20 protein-coding genes are annotated in these 21,850 nt (G+C 52.8%); 12 read left to right on the top strand and 8 right to left on the bottom strand.

Features of this window, described 5'->3' with window-relative positions; translation table 11 throughout:
• Positions 1–77 precede the first annotated feature (77 nt).
• The 3 genes from J0A68_RS08950 to J0A68_RS08960 are packed head-to-tail and all read left to right on the top strand — an operon-like array spanning position 78 to position 961.
• Entirely contained in the window at positions 78–317 is a 240-nt protein-coding gene (locus tag J0A68_RS08950; protein ID WP_206577866.1) for a hypothetical protein, read from the top strand.
• Entirely contained in the window at positions 299–595 is a 297-nt protein-coding gene (locus J0A68_RS08955; RefSeq protein WP_206577867.1) for a type II toxin-antitoxin system RelE/ParE family toxin, read from the top strand. Before J0A68_RS08950 ends, J0A68_RS08955 begins: the two co-directional genes overlap by 19 nt.
• A 15-nt stretch (positions 596–610) precedes the next feature.
• Positions 611–961 carry a hypothetical protein gene (locus tag J0A68_RS08960; protein WP_206577868.1) on the top strand — a complete coding sequence of 117 codons (351 nt, stop codon included), beginning with the start codon at positions 611–613 and terminating at the stop codon, positions 959–961.
• Positions 962–1,210: 249 nt separating this feature from the next.
• On the opposite strand, the gene J0A68_RS08965 is transcribed toward J0A68_RS08960, so the two are convergent.
• On the bottom strand, positions 1,211–3,685 hold the full coding sequence (locus J0A68_RS08965) for a S9 family peptidase (RefSeq protein ID WP_206577869.1): 2,475 nt from the start codon (positions 3,683–3,685) through the stop codon (positions 1,211–1,213).
• 331 nt (positions 3,686–4,016) lie between these two features.
• Here J0A68_RS08965 and J0A68_RS08970 point away from each other — a divergent pair, with 331 nt between their 5' ends.
• The 4 genes from J0A68_RS08970 (at position 4,017) to J0A68_RS08985 (ending at position 7,106) form a co-directional block, all read left to right on the top strand.
• Complete coding sequence (locus J0A68_RS08970) at positions 4,017–4,241, top strand: hypothetical protein (RefSeq protein ID WP_206577870.1); 225 nt, start codon at positions 4,017–4,019, stop codon at positions 4,239–4,241.
• Positions 4,225–4,662, top strand: coding sequence for a putative toxin-antitoxin system toxin component, PIN family (locus J0A68_RS08975; protein WP_206577871.1), 438 nt, complete (start codon positions 4,225–4,227; stop codon positions 4,660–4,662). Before J0A68_RS08970 ends, J0A68_RS08975 begins: the two co-directional genes overlap by 17 nt.
• Before the next feature lie 438 nt (positions 4,663–5,100).
• Positions 5,101–5,970, top strand: a complete 870-nt coding sequence (locus tag J0A68_RS08980) for a UDP-2,3-diacylglucosamine diphosphatase (RefSeq protein ID WP_206577872.1) — start codon at positions 5,101–5,103, stop codon at positions 5,968–5,970.
• Positions 5,970–7,106, top strand: coding sequence for a glycosyltransferase family protein (locus tag J0A68_RS08985; protein ID WP_206577873.1), 1,137 nt, complete (start codon positions 5,970–5,972; stop codon positions 7,104–7,106). Before J0A68_RS08980 ends, J0A68_RS08985 begins: the two co-directional genes overlap by 1 nt.
• 1 nt (position 7,107) lies before the next feature.
• Here J0A68_RS08985 and J0A68_RS08990 read toward each other — a convergent pair whose 3' ends face one another.
• A complete protein-coding gene (locus tag J0A68_RS08990) occupies positions 7,108–9,390 on the bottom strand; it encodes a M56 family metallopeptidase (protein ID WP_206577874.1) in 2,283 nt (760 codons plus the stop codon).
• The gene (locus J0A68_RS08995; RefSeq protein WP_206577875.1) at positions 9,390–9,758 is read right to left on the bottom strand and encodes a BlaI/MecI/CopY family transcriptional regulator; all 369 of its coding nucleotides are present in this window, start codon (positions 9,756–9,758) and stop codon (positions 9,390–9,392) included. The genes J0A68_RS08990 and J0A68_RS08995 overlap by 1 nt, the downstream gene beginning before the upstream one ends.
• Before the next feature lie 870 nt (positions 9,759–10,628).
• Between J0A68_RS08995 and J0A68_RS09000 the strand changes: the two genes are divergently transcribed.
• Both J0A68_RS09000 and rnhB read left to right on the top strand, forming a co-directional pair.
• Positions 10,629–13,301 carry an MGH1-like glycoside hydrolase domain-containing protein gene (locus tag J0A68_RS09000; RefSeq protein WP_206577876.1) on the top strand — a complete coding sequence of 891 codons (2,673 nt, stop codon included), beginning with the start codon at positions 10,629–10,631 and terminating at the stop codon, positions 13,299–13,301.
• Positions 13,273–13,878: a ribonuclease HII gene (gene rnhB / locus J0A68_RS09005; RefSeq protein WP_206577877.1), complete on the top strand. Its 606-nt coding sequence runs from the start codon at positions 13,273–13,275 to the stop codon at positions 13,876–13,878. Before J0A68_RS09000 ends, rnhB begins: the two co-directional genes overlap by 29 nt.
• Before the next feature lie 58 nt (positions 13,879–13,936).
• Here the strand turns inward: rnhB and J0A68_RS09010 are convergent, their stop codons facing one another.
• The 4 genes from J0A68_RS09010 to J0A68_RS09025 form a co-directional block, all read right to left on the bottom strand.
• Positions 13,937–14,374 (bottom strand): hypothetical protein, encoded by a 438-nt coding sequence (locus tag J0A68_RS09010; RefSeq protein ID WP_206577878.1) that lies wholly within the window; start codon positions 14,372–14,374, stop codon positions 13,937–13,939.
• 226 nt (positions 14,375–14,600) lie between these two features.
• On the bottom strand, positions 14,601–15,989 hold the full coding sequence (locus tag J0A68_RS09015; RefSeq protein WP_206577879.1) for an NAD(P)(+) transhydrogenase (Re/Si-specific) subunit beta: 1,389 nt from the start codon (positions 15,987–15,989) through the stop codon (positions 14,601–14,603).
• A complete protein-coding gene (locus J0A68_RS09020; RefSeq protein WP_206577880.1) occupies positions 15,986–16,273 on the bottom strand; it encodes an NAD(P) transhydrogenase subunit alpha part 2 in 288 nt (95 codons plus the stop codon). Before J0A68_RS09020 ends, J0A68_RS09015 begins: the two co-directional genes overlap by 4 nt.
• Before the next feature lie 11 nt (positions 16,274–16,284).
• A complete protein-coding gene (locus J0A68_RS09025; protein WP_206577881.1) occupies positions 16,285–17,409 on the bottom strand; it encodes a Re/Si-specific NAD(P)(+) transhydrogenase subunit alpha in 1,125 nt (374 codons plus the stop codon).
• 391 nt (positions 17,410–17,800) lie between these two features.
• Between J0A68_RS09025 and J0A68_RS09030 the strand changes: the two genes are divergently transcribed.
• Positions 17,801–19,267, top strand: a complete 1,467-nt coding sequence (locus tag J0A68_RS09030; protein WP_206577882.1) for a Gfo/Idh/MocA family protein — start codon at positions 17,801–17,803, stop codon at positions 19,265–19,267.
• Positions 19,268–19,364: 97 nt separating this feature from the next.
• Here the strand turns inward: J0A68_RS09030 and J0A68_RS09035 are convergent, their stop codons facing one another.
• Entirely contained in the window at positions 19,365–20,666 is a 1,302-nt protein-coding gene (locus J0A68_RS09035; RefSeq protein ID WP_236021432.1) for a DUF3472 domain-containing protein, read from the bottom strand.
• Positions 20,667–20,868: 202 nt separating this feature from the next.
• Between J0A68_RS09035 and J0A68_RS09040 the strand changes: the two genes are divergently transcribed.
• Both J0A68_RS09040 and J0A68_RS09045 read left to right on the top strand, forming a co-directional pair.
• The gene (locus tag J0A68_RS09040) at positions 20,869–21,441 is read left to right on the top strand and encodes an alcohol dehydrogenase catalytic domain-containing protein (protein WP_206577884.1); all 573 of its coding nucleotides are present in this window, start codon (positions 20,869–20,871) and stop codon (positions 21,439–21,441) included.
• Positions 21,425–21,766: a zinc-binding dehydrogenase gene (locus J0A68_RS09045; RefSeq protein WP_206577885.1), complete on the top strand. Its 342-nt coding sequence runs from the start codon at positions 21,425–21,427 to the stop codon at positions 21,764–21,766. Before J0A68_RS09040 ends, J0A68_RS09045 begins: the two co-directional genes overlap by 17 nt.
• Positions 21,767–21,850 lie beyond the last annotated feature (84 nt).

A 21,850-nucleotide genomic window follows, 5' to 3' on the forward strand; every position in this document is an offset into this window, starting at 1 on the left:
TCTAAAGCTTGCAACTACGGGCAGCCCAGCAACAAGCAAAGGAAAAAAACGTTATTTTGGCTTAAGCTGTCGAAACCATGGAAACCAAAGAAGTCAAGAGAAAACTAATCGCGAAGATCCAAGAGATCAACAATCCAGAGATCCTTGAGGAAATCAACCGACTACTGTCCTTGGATCTGGTAGAATCCGACCTACTAACGCTGTCCAATGAACAAGCCCAAGTAATCTCGCAAGGCAAAAAAGACTACGAGATGGGAAAAACAAAAAGCAACGAAGACATCAACCAAGAGACTGAAACTTGGCTAAGAAACGGGTAGTCTGGACTGCACAGGCAGAAAACGACCGGATAGACATCCTGACGTACTGGAGAAACAGGAACAAATCCTCCGCCTATTCCGCCAAATTGCACCAATTATTCAAAGAAGGGGTTTTGCTGATCCAAGCAAACCCTACAATCGGAAAGCCAACGAATATTGACGGAATCCGTTCAAAAATCGTCCGAGACTATCTAATATTCTATGAAGAAATGGAGGATGAAATCGTCATCCTGGCCATTTGGGACAACCGAAGAAACCCGACGAAGTTAAAGATCTAACAAACCAATCGTGTCATGAAGCAGTTTTTGAGCTTATTCGCCCTTTTTATTGGAACCAGCTGGGCAGCCTATGGGCAGGAGAGGCCGGCCCCTGATTTCAGCTATGAAAAACCTTTCACGCTTCCCTTCTCCAAGTTTGCCCAGCCAGAGCAGATCCAGAAGTTCAGCCCGAAGGTCACACTGGCAGATGCCGGAAAGCTTCTTGCCTTTCAAGGCCCCCGAATAGAGCGAGAGATACATATCCCCGCGCCAACTCCCTTCACTTCGAGAATGCCGCTGCTGCACCTTCCCGACCCCGAGACCCGCATGCCCATCAGGGATTTTGACGACTCGGTCAATTACACGATTTTGAAAAAGGACTACTGAAAAAAGAAAACTCCCGGTTCCGCAGAGGAACCGGGAGTTTTCTTTTTTGGCACAAAGTCCAAAGTACCTTGTACCAAGTTGGATTCTTGAAAGGAAAATCGGCAAACTAACTCCAAAAAAAGGCTTCGATATACGCGACTCTCGTCGCTCCAGTGATCAGCCTGACACTGCCCACTGAGACTGCCTACTTTCGAGCGATGAAACCTTCGAGGTTCTACAAACCTCAAAGGTTCAGCCCACTGCCACTGCCTACTTGCTCAGCGGCTTATCCCGCTGCATCTCGACCATATCGACCGGAGGAGGCGCGTTGTCACCGAGAAGGTGCCGCACAAAGTAATCTCCCATTTTCCAGAAGAAGTATTCCGTCATATCTCCATAGCCATGTCGCTGGCCCGGCAGCATCACCAGTTCAAAGCGTTTTCCGGCTTTGATCAGGGCATTGGCCATGCGGATAGTGCCGGCAGGGTGTACGTTGTTGTCCACGTCTCCAGTCGAGAGCATGAGATGGCCCTTTAGGTTTTTGGCCAGGTCTGGATTTTTCTCGATCTGATAGACAAAGGTCGTGTCGCCCTTCGCAGACACCTGCTCCATCACGCCATGGTGCTTCTCAGACCACCAGCGGTTGTAGATGTTGTTTTCATGGTTGCCCGCAGAGGAAACCGCCACCTTGAACACATCGGGATACACGAGCATCGCCGCTGTGGACATGAATCCGCCTCCGGAGTGGCCGTGAATCCCGACTTTGCTGCGGTCGATGAAGTCGTGCCGGTCGGCCAGCTGCTCGATCGCGGCCTTTTTATCCGCCAAGCCATAGTCACGAAGGTCGCCATAGCCATAGTTGTGGTACCACTTGGATCGGGCAGGGTGACCGCCTCGGTTGCCCAAAGTAACCACGACAAAACCAAACTGCGCCAATCTATCGGTACGGTCCAGGCTTCTGCCAAAGGCCTTGTTCACCGCCTCGGTCTGTGGGCCAGGGTAAACGTACTCGATGATCGGGTATTTGCGCGTCGAGTCAAAGTCAAAAGGCTTGTACATCACGCCATAGAGATCGGTGATCCCGTCGTCGGCCTTGAACTTGAATGGCTCGGGAAACTGGTAGCCTGCGGCAAAAAGCTGGCTGAGATCGGCCGTCTCCAGGTCCATCACCTTTGCACCGACCTTGTCATAAAGCACCGCAACTGGCGTGGTATTTACCCTCGAAAAGTTGTCTACAAAGAAGGTCGCGTTGTCGTTGATGCTGATGTCATGGTTGAAATCCCCCTTGTTGAGCAAAGTGACCGCGCCGCCGTCGAGGCTCACGCTGTAGAGGTGCTCGTAGTAGGGATCTTCACCTTTTTCCCGACCATTGGCGGTGAAGAAGAGCTTTCTGGCTTTCGCATCCACACGGGCCGCTCCGGCAGCGTGATAGGGACCGGAAGTCAGCTGACGCTTCAGCGCCCCGTCTTTTCCATAGAGGTAAAAGTGAGCCCAGCCGTCACGCTCCGACCACCAGATCAGGTCGCTTCCCGCAAGCTCCAGCTTCTCAAACTCGATGTAGGTATTGCTGCGCTCCTCGATCAGGACTTCCTTCTCTCCCGAGGCTAGGTTCCATCGCAGCACGTCCACTTTCTTCAGGTCTCTTGAGGTGAGGGCAAAATAAAACCCGTCCAAATCGCCAAGCCAAGTGGCAGGGCGAAAATCGTCATCCCTCGTGTTGGTCGCCGGAGTGGTAGACCAGAGGCTGATAGTTTGGTCCTTGAAGGTCGCAATCGGCAGGTTTTTCAGGGCCATGGTTTCGAAGGAAAAGTGCAGCAACTCGGTCTTAGGCTGCTCCTTCTCCCCAGGCATGGCGTACTTGTAGGTCTCCAGAGTAGGGCGCGGATCCTTGGTATTGTGGATCACCCAGAGGTCTTTGACCGCCCGCTCGTCCGTACGGGTGAGGATAAATTGCCGGCTGTCCGCACTCCAAAGCGCCCCTACCCTCTTACGGTCTTTTTGCTTTTTCTCCTCCTCCACGTTGTCGTCCCCACGTCCGCCAAAGCCATAGCTGTAGTCCTTTTCCCCGTCTTCGGTCAACTGGTTTTCGACGATGGTGGAGTCCTTTTCATCCTTCGCCGCCTTGAGGAAGTTGGCCTTGTCCATCCAGTAGAGGTTGTAGTCCTTCATGTACACGACCTTGGAGGAATCTGGCGCGATGTTGGCCCAAGCCAGTCGTTTCGGGTCTTTTTCGGTCTCGATCTCGGTGAGCTGCTGCGTGGAGATATTGTAGAGGAAGGTGTGCACCTTCTTCTCCATGGAGTCTTTGGCGTTTTTGTTTTTCTCCTTGATCTCGGCCCAGTCCGACTTCAGCACGTCCGCGGTGCTCTTCACCTTGAATCGGATGGTGTTTTCATCCGCCAGCAGCTTGAGGTCGTCGAGCTTGAGGTGCTGTCCGTCAAAGGGGTCTTTCACCGCCTTGGTGATCTCGGCGGCGAGTTTGTCCTTGTCGAAAAGCTGCGTTTTGGTCTTTCGCAGCGGGTCGACCACATACCAGCTCTTGCCGTCAGAGGTCTCGTATTCGTACCAAAAGCGGTCGGACTTCTTCATCCAGTGCGCATCCACGCTGGTGGAGAAGACCATTTTCTTCATTTTTTCGGGCGAAAAGCGAGCCGCCAGCTCATAGTTTCCGGGGTGGCTCTTCTCTTGGGCAAAGCCTGACAGCGACGCCAAGACCATCCCAACCGCAAGTATAGTTTTCCTCATCTGGGTTGTTTTTTTTTCTGAATTGCGAAGCTAAAACAGGGGAAAGGAAGGATCGGTACCGCTTGTAAAGAAATGACCTCTTGGATTTTCGATTTGAGAACTACGATCTGCAAACGGACTGGAGCCGGAAGTCAACGGGTTCATTTTTTAACCAAATTTCGAAAAGAGGCCACATTGGTCTGTGAGGATACAGACCAAGGCAAAAGGTATGCTGGTCTGGGAGGACACAGGCCACGGCGGCAGGGCTTAGCCCGTTTTCTTTCAAATCCACACCAGAGGCAGGGCACCTTCAAGTCAGGGATTTTCGTTATTTTCATAAAAGTTTTGTCACATGGAAGAAATCAGCATTCAAGTAAGTCCCGAACTGGCAAAGGCGTGGGAGGGTACTCCGGACGAGCTAAAGCAAAAAATCACAAAATTGCTGGAAGAACAGCTTTCCAAGCTAATCGACATTTCCTCCACCAAGGAGGAGTTCAAAGTCTACTTATCAGATCTGCAGAAGGAAATGCTAAACAAGGGGTTGACCCAGGAAACCCTCGATGACATCCTCCGCTGATTTCCTGTTCATTTTCGACACCAATACGCTGATCAGCGGCGCTTTGATCCGAAACTCGGTACCGTCATTGGCGCTTCAAAAGGCGGTTCAACTTGGCCTCCACTGCTTTTCAAAAACGACCCTGAGAGAGCTCAACGAGGTATTGAAAAGAAAAAAGTTTGAGAAATACCTGTCTCCCGGACAGCGACTTGAGTTTCTGGAAAGAATCCTGGGAGTTTCCAGATTTTTCACCCCCCAACGGCACTTCGAGCTTTGTCGGGACAAAAAAGACAATCAGTTCTTGGATTTGGCCTTTTGCTCAAAGGCTTCGTTTTTAGTCACCGGAGACTCCGACCTCCTTGATATAGGAACTTTTGACGCCACGGAAATCGTCAATCCCAGCAACTTTCTCCGACTGGTGGACGGCACCTATTCCAACTAAAGGAGAGGATCGCACGCAATCAATCCACCTTTTTCTCTTTCCCATATATGACTATCCTCTTTTATGCCAGTAGGCAGCCATGGCAATCCGAAAGAACGCCAAAATTGAGGTTTTGCCCTACTTCGGTCTTCGGTCATTGGTCGCCTGTACTGAGCGAAGTCGAAGTATCCAGCCCGATTGAAGAAGTAAATTCGCTTACTGCCAAGATTGCGGATAATCATGAAAGCCAATAAACAAACTTGATTCAGGAAGGCAGATTCACAATTTTGAACGCGTCTTGCTACTTGCATCTAGCTACTTACACACCCCCCTTTTTCACGTTCCCTTAACCTTCCATTCATCTACCCCAAAGAAAATTCCGAATTCAAAACAAATACTTAACAACCTAAACATGATGGTTTTACACCGCAGGACTAGCTTTCGAGCAAAACCCATCGTGTGAAAACCCACTTCAAAACGATCGTCATCTCGGACGTCCACCTGGGAACCAAAGGCTCGAAAGCCAAAGAGATTTCCCGCTTTCTCAAGCAGTACCGTTGCGAAAACCTCATCCTCAACGGCGACATCATCGACGGCTGGCAGCTCAAGAAATCCGGCAGCTGGAAGCGCAAACACACCCGCTTCTTCAACCGCATCCTGAAGATGATCGAGCAGAGCCACACCAACGTCTACTACCTCCGCGGCAACCACGACGACTTTCTCGAGCAGATCCTGCCTCTACAGATCGGCCGGCTGCACATCCTCACGGACATGTGCTACGAGTCCTTTGGCAAAAAGTACTTCATCACCCACGGGGATGTCTTTGACAGCATCACCACCAACCTCCGATGGATCGCCTACCTCGGGGACGTGGGCTACACCTTCCTCCTTTGGCTCAACCGGGTGGTCAACTACCACCGCTACAAGGCCGGACTGCCTTACTTCTCCCTTTCGCAGTACATCAAGGGAAAAGTCAAAAAGGCCGTCTCCTACATCGACGACTACGAGACCGAACTAGCCAAGATGGCGAAAGCAAAAGGCTGCGACGGGATCATCTGCGGACACATCCACAAGGCGGAAAACCGCATGATCGACGGCGTCCACTACCTCAACTCCGGCGACTGGGTGGAGACCATGAGCGCCCTGGCCGAGGACCACGAGGGCAACTGGCAGCTGATCTTCTATCGGGAGATCGACTTCAAAGGAATGCACCCCCAGCCCAACCCCACTCTCTTTCCGCATCCGGGAGGAAATGTCGTCCCCATGCGGCAGGTATCCTTTGAGACCCGAAACGACGAGGACATCACCCCACCCAGCATCCGACTCTGATGAAGTTCCTTTTTGTCATACAGGGTGAGGGAAGAGGCCATATGACCCAGGCCATCGCCCTATCCAGTCTCCTGCGCCGTCAGGGACATGAGCTGGCCTCCGTGGTGGTGGGAAAAAGCCCCCGAAGAAAAATCCCTGAGTTTTTCAGACGGGAAATCAACGCAAGCATCCATGAGGTGGAAAGCCCCAACTTCGAGTGCGACGGAGCCAACAAAAAGATCCTGATCGGCAAAACCCTCCGAAAAAACAGCGGAAAGCTGGGCACGTTCTGGAAAAGCCTACGGCAAATCGACCGCATCGTCTGCGACGCCAAACCGGACGTCATCCTGAACTTTTACGACCTGCTCGGCGGGCTCTACAACTTCCTATTCCGACCGAAAGCCGAATTTTGGGTCATCGGGCACCAATACCTCATCACCCATCCCGACTTCCATTTTGCGCCGGGACGCCCGGTGGACAAGGCACTCTTCCAGCTCAACACCTTTTTCACCGGCTTGGGAGCCAAAGAGCGGCTGGCACTTTCCTTTTTGCCAAAGAAAAATTCACCTGCGGAAATCCGTGTGGTGCCCCCACTATTGAGAAAAGAAGTGCACGCTTTGACGCCAAGCGAAGGAGACTTCTATCTCGCCTACATGGTCAACGCCGGCTACGCAGCCGAGGCCATGCACTTTGCGCAGCAGAATCCCGAGCTGAAAATCAAGGCCTATTGGGACAAAAAAGACGCGGCGGAGAGCGAATATCCGCTGCCCAACCTGAGTTTCCACCAGGTCAATGACAGGACATTTCTCCAGGACATGGCTGCTTGCAAGGGTCTGGCCTGCACGGCTGGATTTGAATCGGTGTGCGAGGCCATGTATCTGGGGAAACCCGTCCTGATGATCCCCGTCGCCGGGCAGTACGAGCAGGCCTGCAATGCACTGGACGGACAAGCCTCCGGGGCGGGCATCGCCTCTGAGCGCTTTGACTTTGCCAAGCTGGCCGGGGCACAAAAAAAGGATGCCGAAGCATCCTTGGTCTATCGTGACTGGGTAGCGAGCTGGCGGGAGCTGCTGCGCGACTTGGTTTGGGAAAGTGAAAGGCGAAACTCGAAGATTTCCAAGCCCCTTTCCGACGAGCCGGTTCCGGCGCTGGGCTAGGCTAGCAGCCCAATTCTTTTCTTTGCTCGGGGCTCAGGTCTTCGATTTTCACAAAGACTTCCTTCCCGTCTTCCTTCAGCTTCGCATAGGGGAATGTCGCACGCGTTACCTTTCTTCTGTCCTCGAAGGACAGCCTGCTGTACTTTGCCTCCAAATCCCTGAACAGCATCTGCTGCGCAAGGATTTCCTCTTGGCTAGGCTGTGAGAAAGTCCGGTTTTCATAAGCTCGGGTTTGGTATTGCCCGTAGAGACTCAGGTATTCCTTGAGCGATTTGCTTTGGAGCTGGGGAGAAAAGGCAAACGAATAGGCCATACCGTCGCTAGTGCCATTTCCTACGGTTTTCAACTCTGCCGTTTCGGATGCGCTGCCGTCCGGCGTTCCAAATCTCCGGGTATTTGAATCAGGAGCAATCGGCTCTTTCAGATTCTTTTTCCTGTTTTCCGTGGCTTTGGAATATTCGTCCCTTAGCCCTTGATAGAGTTCATCCAATAGCGCCTTCTCTTCGGGACTTTTGTGGATATAAATCGTACCGGACGTTCGCAGTTTTTCGTAGCGGGCGTTTTTCTGGAGATAAGCGGTGGTTGGGTCGGGATATTTCTGGATATCCTTGTGCCAAGTCACTTTTCTTTGAGTCAGAGTGATGGTGTCTTGATCGGTCAAAGGTTTTTGGCGTTCTGAACCAGGGCCAAGTTCTTTTTTATAGTACTCATTTGTAAACAAATGAACATGAAAAGATGGTATGGAGCTATCCGACGTAGCGTTTTCAAGTTTCCTTGCCGTAAAAAAAATAGCGATATCAGTCAGCAGTAAGTTTTCCAGCTCTTCATTTGGAATCACCTCCCGATCCAACAAAACCTTATACTTTTCTTTGTTTTTCCATTCCTCAAAAATCATGGGATGAGGGGGTTTCCTTGGAAAAGTCGGCACAGGGCCAAGGAGTCTATTCCTTTCATCTACCGACAACTGCTGATAAGCCTTGGGAGTATATTCCATGTTTTCGTCTTCCACTAGAATATAGGCATTTTGAAAATAAGCCTCCTTATCTTCCTCCCAGTTCGGATTCTGGGATTCCGCTTCCCACTCTTCGAAAACCACCTTTCTTAGCTCCCGCTCTCTTAGAATCTGCTGGACATCCTCCACAACTCCCATTTTCAGACCGGGATTTGCGGAAAAGCGTACCAATGCATAATCTTTTCCCTTATCCTCAAGAAGCTGACCCAACTGATCTACATAAATGATTTGACCATCCACCTCCAACTCATCATCCGACAACAGACGAAGGTTCACTTCCTCCTCTTCGACAATAGCTTCTGGGGTAGGATTTGGAACTTGGACTTCAGTCACGACGGCCTCTTCGGGTTGGACTTCCACCTTTTCACCGAAGAAGTACACCAGGGCTCCGACCAGCGGAACCAGCGCGAGAAGTTTCAGCCACTTGAGCGGGCTGTTGGGTTTCTTGTTCATCATCTGCATGCGTTTTTTGGTGAGGGAAAAATTCAGGCTGCTGACCATAGCCGGAGCGGAATTGGCCGATAGGATGCCGAGCAAAAGTCGCTGGTATTCCCGGACCGGAGTCGTGCCCAGCGCGGCTTGGTCTGCGATAAATTCATGGTTGAGCCGGATGGCATGGCGCGCGAGGTAAAGTCCCGGATGAAACCAAAACGGCACCAGCAGCACCTCCACCAGCAATACGTCCCAGCTGTGCCGCTCCCGCACATGGCATCGCTCATGCGCAAACACCGCATCGGAAATCCCCTCCCGCTCAAAGCTGTGTCTGGAAACGAAGATGTATCTCAAGAAGGAAAACGGGGATTGGCTTTGGGGGTGCAAAACCAGGGTTTCGTCTCGGTAGGCCAGATGGGGATTGCGGCGGATTTGGCGAATCAGGGAGATCAGATTCGCTGCGAAGCGGTACAAAAACACGGCGGAAACCAAGAAATAAGCGATCCAGGCGGCTTTTTTCCAAGGGAAAGAAAAACCGGAAACCGGCTCCTCGGCCGTGGCTACCTCGATCACCTCCACCGTGGGCAAGCTTTCCCCCAAGGCAGAAAACTCCTCGTAGCCAAAGTCTCTGCTTTCGGCCACCCGCTCCGCTTCCAAGGGAATCGGTGCAGGCCTCTCCACCTCCACCTCGATGGTGAATAGCGGAATCAAAAAAGAGCCCAATACCGCCGCCAAGAGGTAATACCGGTTAAAGCGGTGAAGCACCTCGCGCTGCAGCAGCAGGCGGTGAATCAGCAGGAGCGCCAGCAGGCAAACTATGGATTTGAGCAGGTAGTCCATCAGCTTTTTTGTTTGAGTTGAGCGTCGATCAGGGACTTGAGTTCTTGGAGTTCAGCCTCGCTGAGGTCTACTTTTTTGGCAAAAAAGGACGCAAACTGGCCGGGGGAATCATCGAAGAAGTTTTTGATCAGACCCTTGATGTGGGAGGAAAAGTAGCTCTCCTTGCTCACTTTCGGGAAGTACTCGCGGAGGTTGCCCAGGGTGCTGTAGCCCACAAAGTCCTTTTCCTGCATGCGCTTCAGCAACGTGGAAACAGTCGTAGCTGCGGGCTTGGGATCGGGATAGGCCTCCAGCAGATCCTTCATAAAGGCCTTTTTGAGCGCCCAGAGATGGTTCATCAGTTCTTCTTCGGCCCGCGATAGTTTCATGGTGTATTTTTTGTTAAAGTGGTATTGCTTTCAATTTTGGTAAGAAGTCGGTAATCGTATTTAAGTCCATGTCCATTCGCGCATCTGTGACAAAGCGCTTCGCTTTTGCTTCACCGCTGAGACGCCGAGGGCGCAAAAATCTCGCAGAGGAGATAGCTTCGCGACCGCCTCCGTACGCTCCGCGACTCTGCGGTGACAGTAGCGAAGCGCCGACGGAAAAGATTCAAGTCCAGCTTCTGATGATGCAGGACAACTTCCCACTCCTGTGCTGAGCTTGTCGAAGCATCCCTTTCTTCCCACCTTCAAAGACAAAGCGCTTCGCTTCCTTTTCATCGCCGAGACGCAGAGTACGCTAAGATCTCGCAGAGAAGAAAGCTTCGCGATAGCCTCCGTACGCTCCCCGACTCTGCGTTAATAGTAGCGAAGCGCCGACGGAAAAGATTCAAGTCCAGGTTCTGGAGATGCAGGTCAACTTCCCACTCCTGTGCTGAGCTTGTCGAAGCATCCCTTTCTTCCCACCTTCAAAGACAAAGCGTTTCGCTTCCTTTTCACCGCTGAGATGCAGAGTACACCAAGATCTCGCAGAGAAGAAAGCTTCGCGATAGCCTCCGTGCGCTCCCCGACTCCGCGGTGATAGTAGCGCAAAGCGCCAACGGCAAAGATTCCAGCCCGGCTTTTGGAAAAGGGACTACATCCCACCTCCCAACTTCCCAACTTCCTACCTCCCGACTTCCCGACTTCCCGCTTCCTCTACAAATGTAGAATCATTTTTCTTTTCTACAAATGTAGAATGAAAAACCTTCGGTTTTTCTTTAGAGTTAATAGCGAGAAAATTCTAATTTCGAGACTTGCCTAACCTATACGACCTACATGTCAGCTGAATATATTCGATTAAAGGAGGATAAGGAGCACAAAAAACATTGGAAGAAATGGGGCCCTTATCTGACCGAGCGCCAATGGGGAACGGTCAGGGAGGACTACAGCTCCGATGGCGCCGCCTGGGAAAACGTCACCCACGATGAAGCCCGAAGCAAGGCCTACCGCTGGGGAGAAGAAGGTATAGCGGGAATCTCCGACTACAAGCAGAAGCTGTGTCTGTCCTGGGCTTTTTGGAATGGGAAAGACCCCATGATCAAAGAGCGCCTGTTTGGCCTGACGGGCAATCAGGGAAACCACGGGGAAGACGTCAAGGAAATCTACTACTACCTGGACTCCACGCCTACCCACAGCTACATGAAGATGCTCTACAAGTATCCCCAGGCTGAATTTCCCTACCAAAAACTCATAGAGGAAAACAAAAAAGCCGGCAAGCTCAACGATGAGTACGAGCTGATCGACACGGGAATATTTGACGAGGACCGGTACTTCGACATCTTCATCGAGTACGCCAAAAACGACACCGAGGACATCACCTCCATCGTCACCGTGTACAACCGCGGACCAGAAGCCGCCAAGCTCACCCTGATGCCTACGGTCTGGTTTCGCAAGACCTGGTTTACGGGCCACGAGCCTTTCATGCCCAAGATCTCGAAGCTGGACGACCATACGATCAAGGCCTTCAATCCCAAGTCCGGAAACTACATCTTTACCTTTTGCTCCAACAAGGAACTCGTTTTCTGCGACAACGAGACCAACCGTGAGCGGCTCTACGGGATTCCCAACGAGCGCAAATACACCAAAGACGCGATCAACGACTATGTGGTCTCCGGTGACCGCAGCAAGCTAAACCCCGCCAACTTCGGCACCAAGGCCGCCGCGATCTATGAGATCGAAGTGCCAGCCGGAGGAAAAAAATCCATCAAACTCAGGATGCAGCACCAGATCCAGGAAAATCCCCTGGACTCGTGTAAGGAAACCGTGGAAACATGCCTGAAGGAAGCGGATGAATTCTACGCGCACATCCAAAAGCGCGTCACCGACGACGACCTGAAGTCCGTACAGCGGCAGGCCTTTGCAGGCATGATGTGGTCAAAGCAGTTTTACTATTACGATGTGGAGCGCTGGCTGGAGGGCGATCCCGGTAGGTACACGCCACCCCATGAAAGGAAAAAGGGCAGAAACCACAACTGGCGCCACCTCCAGAACTACGACATCATCTCCATGCCCGACAAGTGGGAATACCCTTGGTACGCGGCTTGGGATTTGGCTTTTCACTGCATCCCGATCGCACGGATAGACCCGGAGTTTGCCAAGTGCCAGCTCCTGCTCTTGCTAAACGAGTGGTACATGCATCCCAACGGGCAGATCCCGGCCTACGAGTGGAACTTTTCGGACGTCAACCCCCCCGTACATGCCTACGCCGTGCAGCGGGTGTATCAGATCGACAAGAGGGCCAACGGAGGCAAGGGCGATCAGGAGTTTCTCGAGCGGGCCATGCACAAGCTCATGCTCAACTTCACCTGGTGGGTCAATCGCAAGGACTCCGAGGGAAACAACATCTTCGAGGGAGGCTTCCTCGGGCTGGACAATATTTCCCTTTTTGACCGAAACCACGCCCAATACTACCAAGGAACGCTAGAGCAGGCCGACGGCACCTCCTGGATGGCCATGTTTTCCCTCAACCTGCTGAGGATAGCCCTCGATCTGTGTGAGTTTAACCCAGTCTACCAATTCAGCGCCACGAAGTTTTTGGAGCACTTCCTCTACATCGCTGGCGCCATGAGCAATATCTCCTCAGAGCATATCTCCCTGTGGGACGACGAGGACAATTTCTTCTATGACATCTTCCACTACAAGGGCAAGGAGCCCAAAAAACTGAAGGTAAGATCCATTGTGGGACTGATTCCACTTTTTGCCGTGGAGCCGATCCGCGAAGACCTCTTTGACAACCTGCCGGAATTCAAAAAGCGACTGGACTTCTTTCTTAGGGAAAAGCCCAAACTGGCCGCCCTGGTATCCAGCTGGATCCAGCCAGGCTACGACAAGCGCCGACTCTTTTCACTGTTGCGCGGACATCGCATGAAAAGCGTGCTGCAGCGCATGCTCGACTCGGATGAGTTTCTGAGCGAATACGGCATCCGCTCGCTCTCCAAATACTACGAAAAGAACCCCTACGCCATCAAGATCAACGGGGACACCCTGTCCATCAAATACACGCCGGGCGAATCCGACACGCGCATGTTTGGCGGCAACTCCAACTGGCGGGGTCCGATCTGGTTTCCGATCAACTTCCTGATCATCGAGTCCCTGAAGAAGTTTGACTTCTATTACGGCGGGGACTTTTCCATCGAGTATCCATCCGGCTCGGGCAACTACGCCACGATGGACATCATCGCCAAGGAACTTTCCCTCCGCTGCATGAAGATCTTCATGAAGGACGAAAACGGCCACAGGCCCGCCTTTGGCAAAAACAAAAAATTCCAAGAAGACCCCCATTTCCGGGACCATATCCTTTTCTACGAGTATTTCCACGGAGACAGTGGCAAGGGCCTGGGTGCGTCCCACCAGACAGGCTGGACGGGGCTGGTGGCAGAGATGATCCACAAATTCTACAAAACCGACGAAGTCAACCACAATGTCACTACTCCCCTATTTAGAAGCTGACCGCATCGAGGCCGGATGTGACGAGGTGGGCCGGGGATGCCTGGCGGGACCGGTGGCGGCTGCGGCGGTCATCCTTCCGGCGGACTATTCCAACCCTTGGATCAACGACTCCAAAAAACTCAGCAAATCCAACAGGGAAGAACTCGTCGCAGAGATCAAGGGCAAAGCCCTGGCCTGGGCCATTGCCGAAGCCAGTGTGGAGGAGATCGACCGCATCAATATCCTCCACGCCTCCTTTTTGGCGATGAAGCGGGCCGTGCTCGCGCTTTCCGTGCCCCCTGAGCATCTGCTCATCGACGGCAACCGGTGGAAATCGGACCTGACACTCCCTTTCACCTGCGTGGTAAAAGGGGACGGGAAATTTGCCAGCATAGCCGCAGCCTCCATCCTGGCCAAGGTCTACCGGGACGAACTGATGGAAAAGCTGGCGCTGGACTTCCCGCACTTTGCCTGGGAGCGGAATGCCGGCTATCCCACGCAAGCCCATCGGGAAGGAATCGAGCGCTTTGGGAGCACGGTTTGGCATCGAAAAAGCTTCCAATTGCTGCCTAGACAGCTGGAATTGGGACTGAAATGAAAAAGCCTCCGGAGATGCTCCAGAGGCTTTCGTTTATTTTAAGGGTGTTTCGTTTCGTTTATTTCTTGATCCTTTCGAAGATCAGTTTGCCGGAAACTGAGCTTTTGCTGATAGGCTGGAGCACCATTTTCTGGTCGGTAAACTCCAAAATCTTGGCGAGCCTGTCTCCCTTTTCCTCATGGATCAGTAGCATGTTGCCGTCCATCAGTTCGATTTTCGCTTCTTTCTGGACGACCGTCTGGTTTTCGAAGTCTGTAAACTTCAGCACATCCCCGGCCTCAAACTGGTAAACGGTATTTTCCAGTCTGTACTTGATACGGGCATCCATACTTGCCCGCTCCATGCTGTTTGCATTTTGGTATTGGGGAGAATGGACGATTTTTTCCATGCCGTCAAAATGGGTCAGCTGCCAGCTGCCGATCAGCTGCTTGTATTCGACTTGGCCAAAAAAAAGGCCGAAGGTCAGCAGTACAGAAGTGAGAAGGGATAGATGCATAGCAGCCTAGATCACAATAATTTTGCCAGATTGAAAGCCATTCCTTCCGAACATGTGCTGGGAATCAGCCTCTCCCAATCTTGGACATGCTAAACTTACTCTCTCCGGTGCGAATTGCCATGCTTTACGCCCTCATCGGCCAAACCTTGTAAACGAACTGTCGCCAAAAAGAAAGAGGCTTTCCTTTTTTTGGAAAAGCCTCTTTCAAGTCTGCTTTCGACGAAGATCAACTCATCTCCTTCATCTCTCCCACCACCTTGGTGATGGTCTGCTTGGCGTCGCCAAAGAGCATGAGACAGTTGGGGTAGCCGAAGAGCTCGTTTTCGATGCCTGCGTAGCCTTTGCCCATGCTTCGCTTGGAGACGATCACGGTGCGGGCCTTATCGGCATTGAGGATAGGCATGCCGTAGATCGGGCTTTGCGGATTGGTGCGCGCGGCGGGGTTTACCACGTCATTGGCACCTACCACGAAGACCAGGTCGGTATTGGGAAAGTCATCGTTGATGGACTCCATTTCGATCAGTTTGTCGTAGCTGATATTGGCCTCGGCGAGGAGCACGTTCATGTGTCCTGGCATACGTCCCGCCACCGGGTGGATGGCAAACCGGAAGTCGATGTTTCGCTTTTCGCACTGCTCCATCAGCTCGCGGATCACATGCTGCGCCTGAGCCACCGCCATGCCGTAGCCCGGCACGACCAGTACAGACGAAGCCGAGTCAAAGAGCATCGCTGTCTCCTCCACGCCGATCTCCTTCACCACGATGGCTGGACCATCACCCGCCGCAGCGGTGACGGTCTGTCCAAAGCCACCCAGCAAGACATTGGTCAGGGAGCGGTTCATGGCCTTGCACATGATCTGCGTGAGGATGATCCCGGAGGCTCCTACCAGCGAGCCGGCCACGATCAGTACGTTGTTGTTTAGGATAAAACCCGTGGCGCAGGCCGCCATCCCCGAGTAGGAGTTGAGTAGGGAAATGACTACCGGCATGTCGGCTCCACCGATAGGAATCACCGTCAGCACGCCCAGCAATAGGGAAATACCGATCAAAGCGCCGATGAAGACCAAGTTGCCTGGATTGAGGAACACCAATACGGACGTGGCGACAAAAGCGATCAGTAGCACCAGATTGAGCAAGTGCTGACCGCTGAACGTAATCGGCTGTCCCGAGACTTTGCCGTCGAGCTTGAGGTAGGCGATGAGGGAACCTGTAAAGGTCACGCCCCCAATCAGGACCGAGAGGATGATACTGGTCAGGTTGACCGCATCGAGGGACTCTAGGGAAGTATTGCTCTTCAGAAAATAGTCGGAAAGCGCCACGGCAAAGGAAGCCAAACCTCCAAAACCGTTGAAAAGCGCCACCATCTCCGGGATTTTGGTCATGGCCACCTTGGTGGCGTAGAAGAGGCCAATGGCCCCTCCGATCAGCATGCAGACCGCGATCTCGACGAGCGAGAGCACATTGATGGTCAACAGGGTTGCGATGATGGCGATCAGCATCCCGATGGCAGAGAGCATGTTTCCCCTTCTGGCGTCTTTGGTTTTGCTCAGCAGCTTGATGCCCGTGATGAAGAGGATGGAGGCAATCAGGTAGGCTATTTGGATGGCGGTACTCATTTTTTCTTGAACATTTTAAGCATACGATCAGTCACGGCATAGCCCCCGACCACGTTGATCGTGGCCAGGATCAGTGCAAACATCCCCAGCAGCTTGGCCACGGAGGTATAGCCCATTTCGTTGCAGGCGATCAGCGCCCCGACGATGGTGATGCCGGAGATGGCGTTGGAACCCGACATGAGGGGCGTGTGAAGCGTAGGCGGTACTTTGGAGATCAGCTCAAATCCCAGGTAACTGGCCAGGACAAGAACATAGATCAGTATGAGCAAAGCTGATACGGTCATGGTATTGGGGTCTATTTATTGAGAATACTTTTGGTGAATTCGTGGACGGTCTGTCCCTGGTGGGTGATCAGGACACCCTTGGTGATTTCCTCCTCCAGATCGAGGGCAAAGCCGTCCTTGCTGGCCAGATGGAGCAGCAGGGTGGAGATGTTGGTGGCGTAGAGCTGGCTGGCATTGACCGGCAAAAGTGAGGGCAGGTTGGACTCACCGATGAGGGTGACCCCATGTTTGACCACGGTCTTGTTTTTCTCCGAAATGGCGCAGTTGCCACCGGACTCCACCGCCATATCGACGATCACGGAACCGTTTTTCATGCTTTTCACCATCTCTTCGGTCACCAGGATCGGGGACTTTTTGCCCATCACGAGTGCGGTGGTGATGACCAGGTCAGCGTCCTTGATCTTGTCGCGGATGAGCTGTTGCTGCTTTTCAAGGAATTCGGCAGACACCTCTTTGGCGTAGCCGCCTTCGATCTTTACGCCTTCGGCACCTTCCACAGTGAGGAAGCGTCCCCCCAGCGACTCCACCTGCTCCTTGGTCTCGGGCCGCACATCGGTACATTCGACGATGGCACCGAGGCGCTTGGCGGTCGCGATGGCCTGGAGGCCCGCCACACCGGCTCCGAAGATCAAAACCTTCGCAGGAGTGATCGTGCCCGAGGCAGTCATCATCAGGGGAAAGATCTTTCCGAGATGGTTGGCTCCGAGGATCACCGACTTGTAGCCGGCAAGGTTGGCTTGGGAGGAGAGGGCATCCATCTTTTGGGCCCGGGAAATCCTCGGCACCGCATCCATGGAAAAGGAGGAGATGGACTTGGCATTCATGGCCTCCAAGACCTCGGGGTGCTGGTAGGCGTACATGTAGGAGATGCAGGCTCCGCCGCTCTTCATCTGGGCGACCTCCTCCAGGGTAAACAGGTTTACCTTGAGGAGGATATCTGCGGCAAAAACCTCCGCTGTGCCGGGCACTTTGGCTCCCGCATCCACATAGTCCTGATCCGAAAAATAGGAACCCGATCCGGCTCCCGACTCGATGACCACCTCAAACCCTTTCTTGATGAGCAGCTTTACCACATCCGGACTGAGCGCTACTCTTTTCTCAAATTCCTTGGTCTCTTTGATGACTCCGACTATCATTTTATAGGGTTGTTCTGGGCTAGGACAAAATTTATTTTCGACAAATATTATTCAAAGTAAAGGAAAGGTTTGACTTGGAAGAAATTCCAACCGTGCCAAACCAACATTTTCCGCGCTGAAATTAGGCAAATCCGAACTCAAAAAGGCCGAAAACAGGTAGCCATATATGCGCAATCGATTTCATAATTTCCCTCCTTTTTTTCGCTTTTTTTCAAAGCTTTCGCAAAAATGCACCCCCTCCGGCTCCGACCATCCTTGCCTATCGGGCAAAAACCTATGGAGGAAAATAGTCTTTTATCACCAAAATCAAGTCCTCTTATAAAATCCCTGCCCAAAGGACACTTTAATCCCTATTTTGTCTTACTATTAAACCTCACAATTACTATAACCCATGAAAAAACCCGAGCAAGCCTCTTCGGGACAATCCCGGAGAGATTTCATCAAGAATGCGGCGATAGCATCGTCATTTTTTATCGTCCCCAGGCATGTACTGGGCGGCACTGGTTTCACGGCCCCTTCTGACCAGCTCAATTTGGCAGCGATCGGTGCCGGGGGCAAGGGCGCAAGCGACATCGAGCTGGCTTCAGTAGGAGGCAGGGAAAATGTGGTCGCGCTGTGTGATGTGGATTTTTCCGGCTCGGCCAAAAGATCCGTCGAAAGATTCCCCAAGGCAAAGCTATACGCAGACTATCGCGAGATGCTCGACAAGGAAAAAGACATCGACGCCTTGACCATCTCCACGCCGGACCACGTGCACGGCCCGGCTGCCAAATACGCCATGGATCGCGGCAAGCACGTGTACGTGCAAAAGCCCATGACCCATAATATCCGTGAAGCCAGGATGCTCACCCATCTCGCCCGTGAGAAAAAAGTGGTCACCCAGATGGGTAACCAAGGCGGCTCCAACCCGCTGCTGAAACTCGTGCAGCAATGGGTGGATGAAGACCGCATCGGTCCCGTATCCAAGGTACAAATCTGGACCAACCGGCCAGTGTGGCCTCAAGGGGGCCCATTCCCATCTCCAGATCCAAGCAAAAAACCGGATGCGCTCAGCTGGGACCTGTGGCTCGGCCCTGCCCCTGAGATCCCATATACCCCGGAGCTACACCCCTTCAGCTGGAGAGGCTGGTGGAACTACGGCACCGGCGCACTCGGTGACGTGGGATGCCACCTGATCGATATTCCATTCCGTACCCTGGGCCTCATGTATCCTACCGATGCGGAGTGCTCCGTGGCCTCGGTATATTCCCAGATGTGGAATGCCAACTACCATCCAGATGGCTGCCCAGCGTCTTCGTTCATCACCCTGCATTTTGCCGCTACCGCAAAAAGCAGATCCCCCATCGAGATGACCTGGATGGACGGCGGCATCAAGCCTGCCCACCCGGACATCATCCCGGCTGACCACGAGATCGGCGGCTCCGGCTCCGCCAACGGTGTCTTCATCGTAGGCTCCAAAGGCATCATCACCACCAACATCAACGACTCCTCGCCGCTGATGCCAAAACTCTATCTGAACGACGGCACCGTGGAAATCGGCCCTCAGACCGAGGAAGGCTTCGAGCGGGAGTACGGCCATCAGAGACTGTGGGTAGAGGCCTGCAAGGCGGGCTTTGGCTCCACGGAACACAAAGGCCTGACCTCCTCCTTCGACTATGCCGGACCAATGACCGAGACCGTGCTCATGGGCAACCTGGCGATCCGCAGCTACCTGCTCAAGCGCCAAGACGCAAACGGAAGAGACGAGTTCTTCGGCCGACGCAAGCTCCTCTGGGATGGGGAAAACATGCGCATCACCAACCTGGAAGAAGCCAACCAATTCGTCGGCAGAGAATACAGAAAAGGCTTTGAAGTCTGATCTCAGTCCACAGTAGGCTGTGATCAGCAGGCAAAAAGCCAAAACAACGAAACCGCGGACATCCCAGTCCGCGGTTTTTTTCTGACCTCCCGACTTCTTACTTCCCAGCTTCCAGCCTAGCCAAATCTACCTCCGGGTGTTCCCCTGTCCCTGGCCTTTCGTGCATGCTTTGCAGCGGGACGGCGGCATCGAAAAAGCCTCCATTTTTCAAGTAGAACCTCCCAGAGTCCGATCCACCAGCCAGATCTTTGCGATAGCCCCTCCGGGCAATGTCGTCTCCGGTAAACTTGGCTTCTGTCAGCTCCGTCCAATTGCCCTCGGCATCCGCCACCCATTGCTTGTCAAAAAACACCCGCCGCTCCAGATGGCCGGACTCGGGTATAAAGTTTTCCAAAAAAGAATGCGGACGCTTGTACCAAGTGTCGGTCTGCGGCCGGAGAAAACTCGCGATCAGCATCCACTCTCCTCGCTCCGGTGCAAAAAAATAAGCGGTATAAACGGTGTTTCCTTTGCCGTCAGGCTCCACCGAATTCAGAAACCTGTAGGTATTTCCCGCCACCCAATCGTAGCGCAGGTAGCTTTGTCCTCCCGAGCCCTCATTGCCAAACTCACCGGTATAGACACCCTCTCCCTTCTTCAGGAGCTTGATCTGCTGGTCGGCAGGGATATCCTTGGGATTGTCGGTAGCAAAGGGACTCCACACCGAAAACAACACCCTACGTTCCGTATCCGAATTGACCTGAATCCCAAAATACCCCTCCTTAAACCCATTGGCCATGAAGTAGGAGCCTATAGGATCTTCTCCCACAGGCACGGTCAGTTCGTTGTAAAACCATTTGAAATTCTGGTTTTCCGGCAAAGTATAGCTCAGGTGAACCGAGGGCCCTCGCCTTCCCCAGTAGAAGCGGCTGTCGACGTTGTCCCGCACGAAGTCTAGCCGTAGCGGACTATCCGAGCGCAGCCAAAGGCTTTTGAGCTGGGCAAAGTCAGCTCCAGTCTTGGCTAGGCCACGCAGCTGGACTTCGTTGTAGCCGGGCCGCAGGGGAAACTTTCCCACTTCGTAGATCCCCTCGTCCCCCTGGGCCAGACTGAGCTCCAAGGCCCTTCCGTTCAGCAGTACGGAAATCCGGCTATCTCCTGCCTGGGGCAAGATTTCCAGATCGACCAGGACCTCCGCTGCGGCATCGGCCCGGAAGTAAACACCAAACTCGCTTCCCCTTTCCGCCCAAGTCTGTATCCCGGCTGCGTTGACAACCTCGTCGGCCTCTCCTGCGGTTTGGTAGGCATTTCCTCCCAAGGGAATTTCAAAGAAATTGTCTTCTTGCCCATTTGCCGAAAAGCTCAGGCCTACGATACTAAAGACCGCCAAAAAAACGGCACAGGTGAATCTGATAAACATATACATGGAGATGAAAATTGAGCCGAAAGATAGAAAACAGAAAAATTGCACACACGGGCATCTTGGATTAAACACCTTCCATGGTTTGGAAAAGCAAACAGCCTCGGCCCATTTATAGCCCAGGATCACTAGCTTGCATTTATCAACCAGAAAAATACCCGCCTACACTTCCAAAAATCCCTTTTCGCCTAAAACACTTCGTATGAAAGCTTTGGTAATCGAATCTTTTCAGGAAAAACCATCTATCCAAACCGTTCCTGACCCGACTCCACCCGACCATGGCGTGGTCATCGAGGTCAAAGCAACGGGGATCTGCAGAAGTGATTGGCACGGCTGGATGGGACATGACTCCGACATCCGGCTTCCACACGTACCGGGACATGAGTTTGCGGGAGTCATCCAGGAAGTGGGGAAAGGGGTGAAAAACTGGAAAGCCGGAGACCGGGTCACCCTGCCGTTCGTCTGTGCCTGCGGAATATGTCCCACCTGCCAAAGCGGAAATCAGCAGATTTGTGACGATCAATTCCAACCCGGATTTACCCATTGGGGCTCCTTTGCCGAGTATGTCGCGGTATATCGTGCCGACACCAACTTGGTTCGCCTGCCGGATTCGGTGAGTTTTGAGACCGCAGCGAGCTTGGGTTGTAGGTTTGCGACTTTCTTCAGAGCAGTGGTCGCCCAGGGAAAGATCTCGGGAGGACAGTGGGTGGCTGTACACGGATGTGGCGGAGGCTATTGTGGAAATTTCAGGAGGAGGTGTGCATACCTCGATTGATGCGCTGGGGAGCAAAGCCACCTGCTACCATTCCATCTCCTGCCTGCGAAAAAGAGGCAAGCACATCCAAGTGGGCTTGATGGCTGGAAGCGAAAGCAATCCAAGCGTTCCGATGCATTTGGTCATAGCCAAAGAACTGGAAATCATCGGCAGCCACGGCATGCAGGCTTTTGCCTATCAGGAGATGATGCAGATGATTTTGGAAGGAAAACTTGCTCCCGAAAAACTGATCGGGCGACAAATCCACCTCGATGAGGCTGTAGAGGCACTCGTTTCCATGGACAGGTTTCAGGAAAATGGAATGCTGATGATTGACAGGTTCTAGTAAGTCCTCGGCCTTTCCCATTTACTGGACACCAAAATTAAACCAACTACCGAAACGGCGATCCAAACCTCATAACCCCAACAA

Origin of the sequence: Algoriphagus oliviformis, from assembly GCF_017254915.1 — a bacterium.
GTDB lineage: Bacteria > Bacteroidota > Bacteroidia > Cytophagales > Cyclobacteriaceae > Algoriphagus > Algoriphagus oliviformis.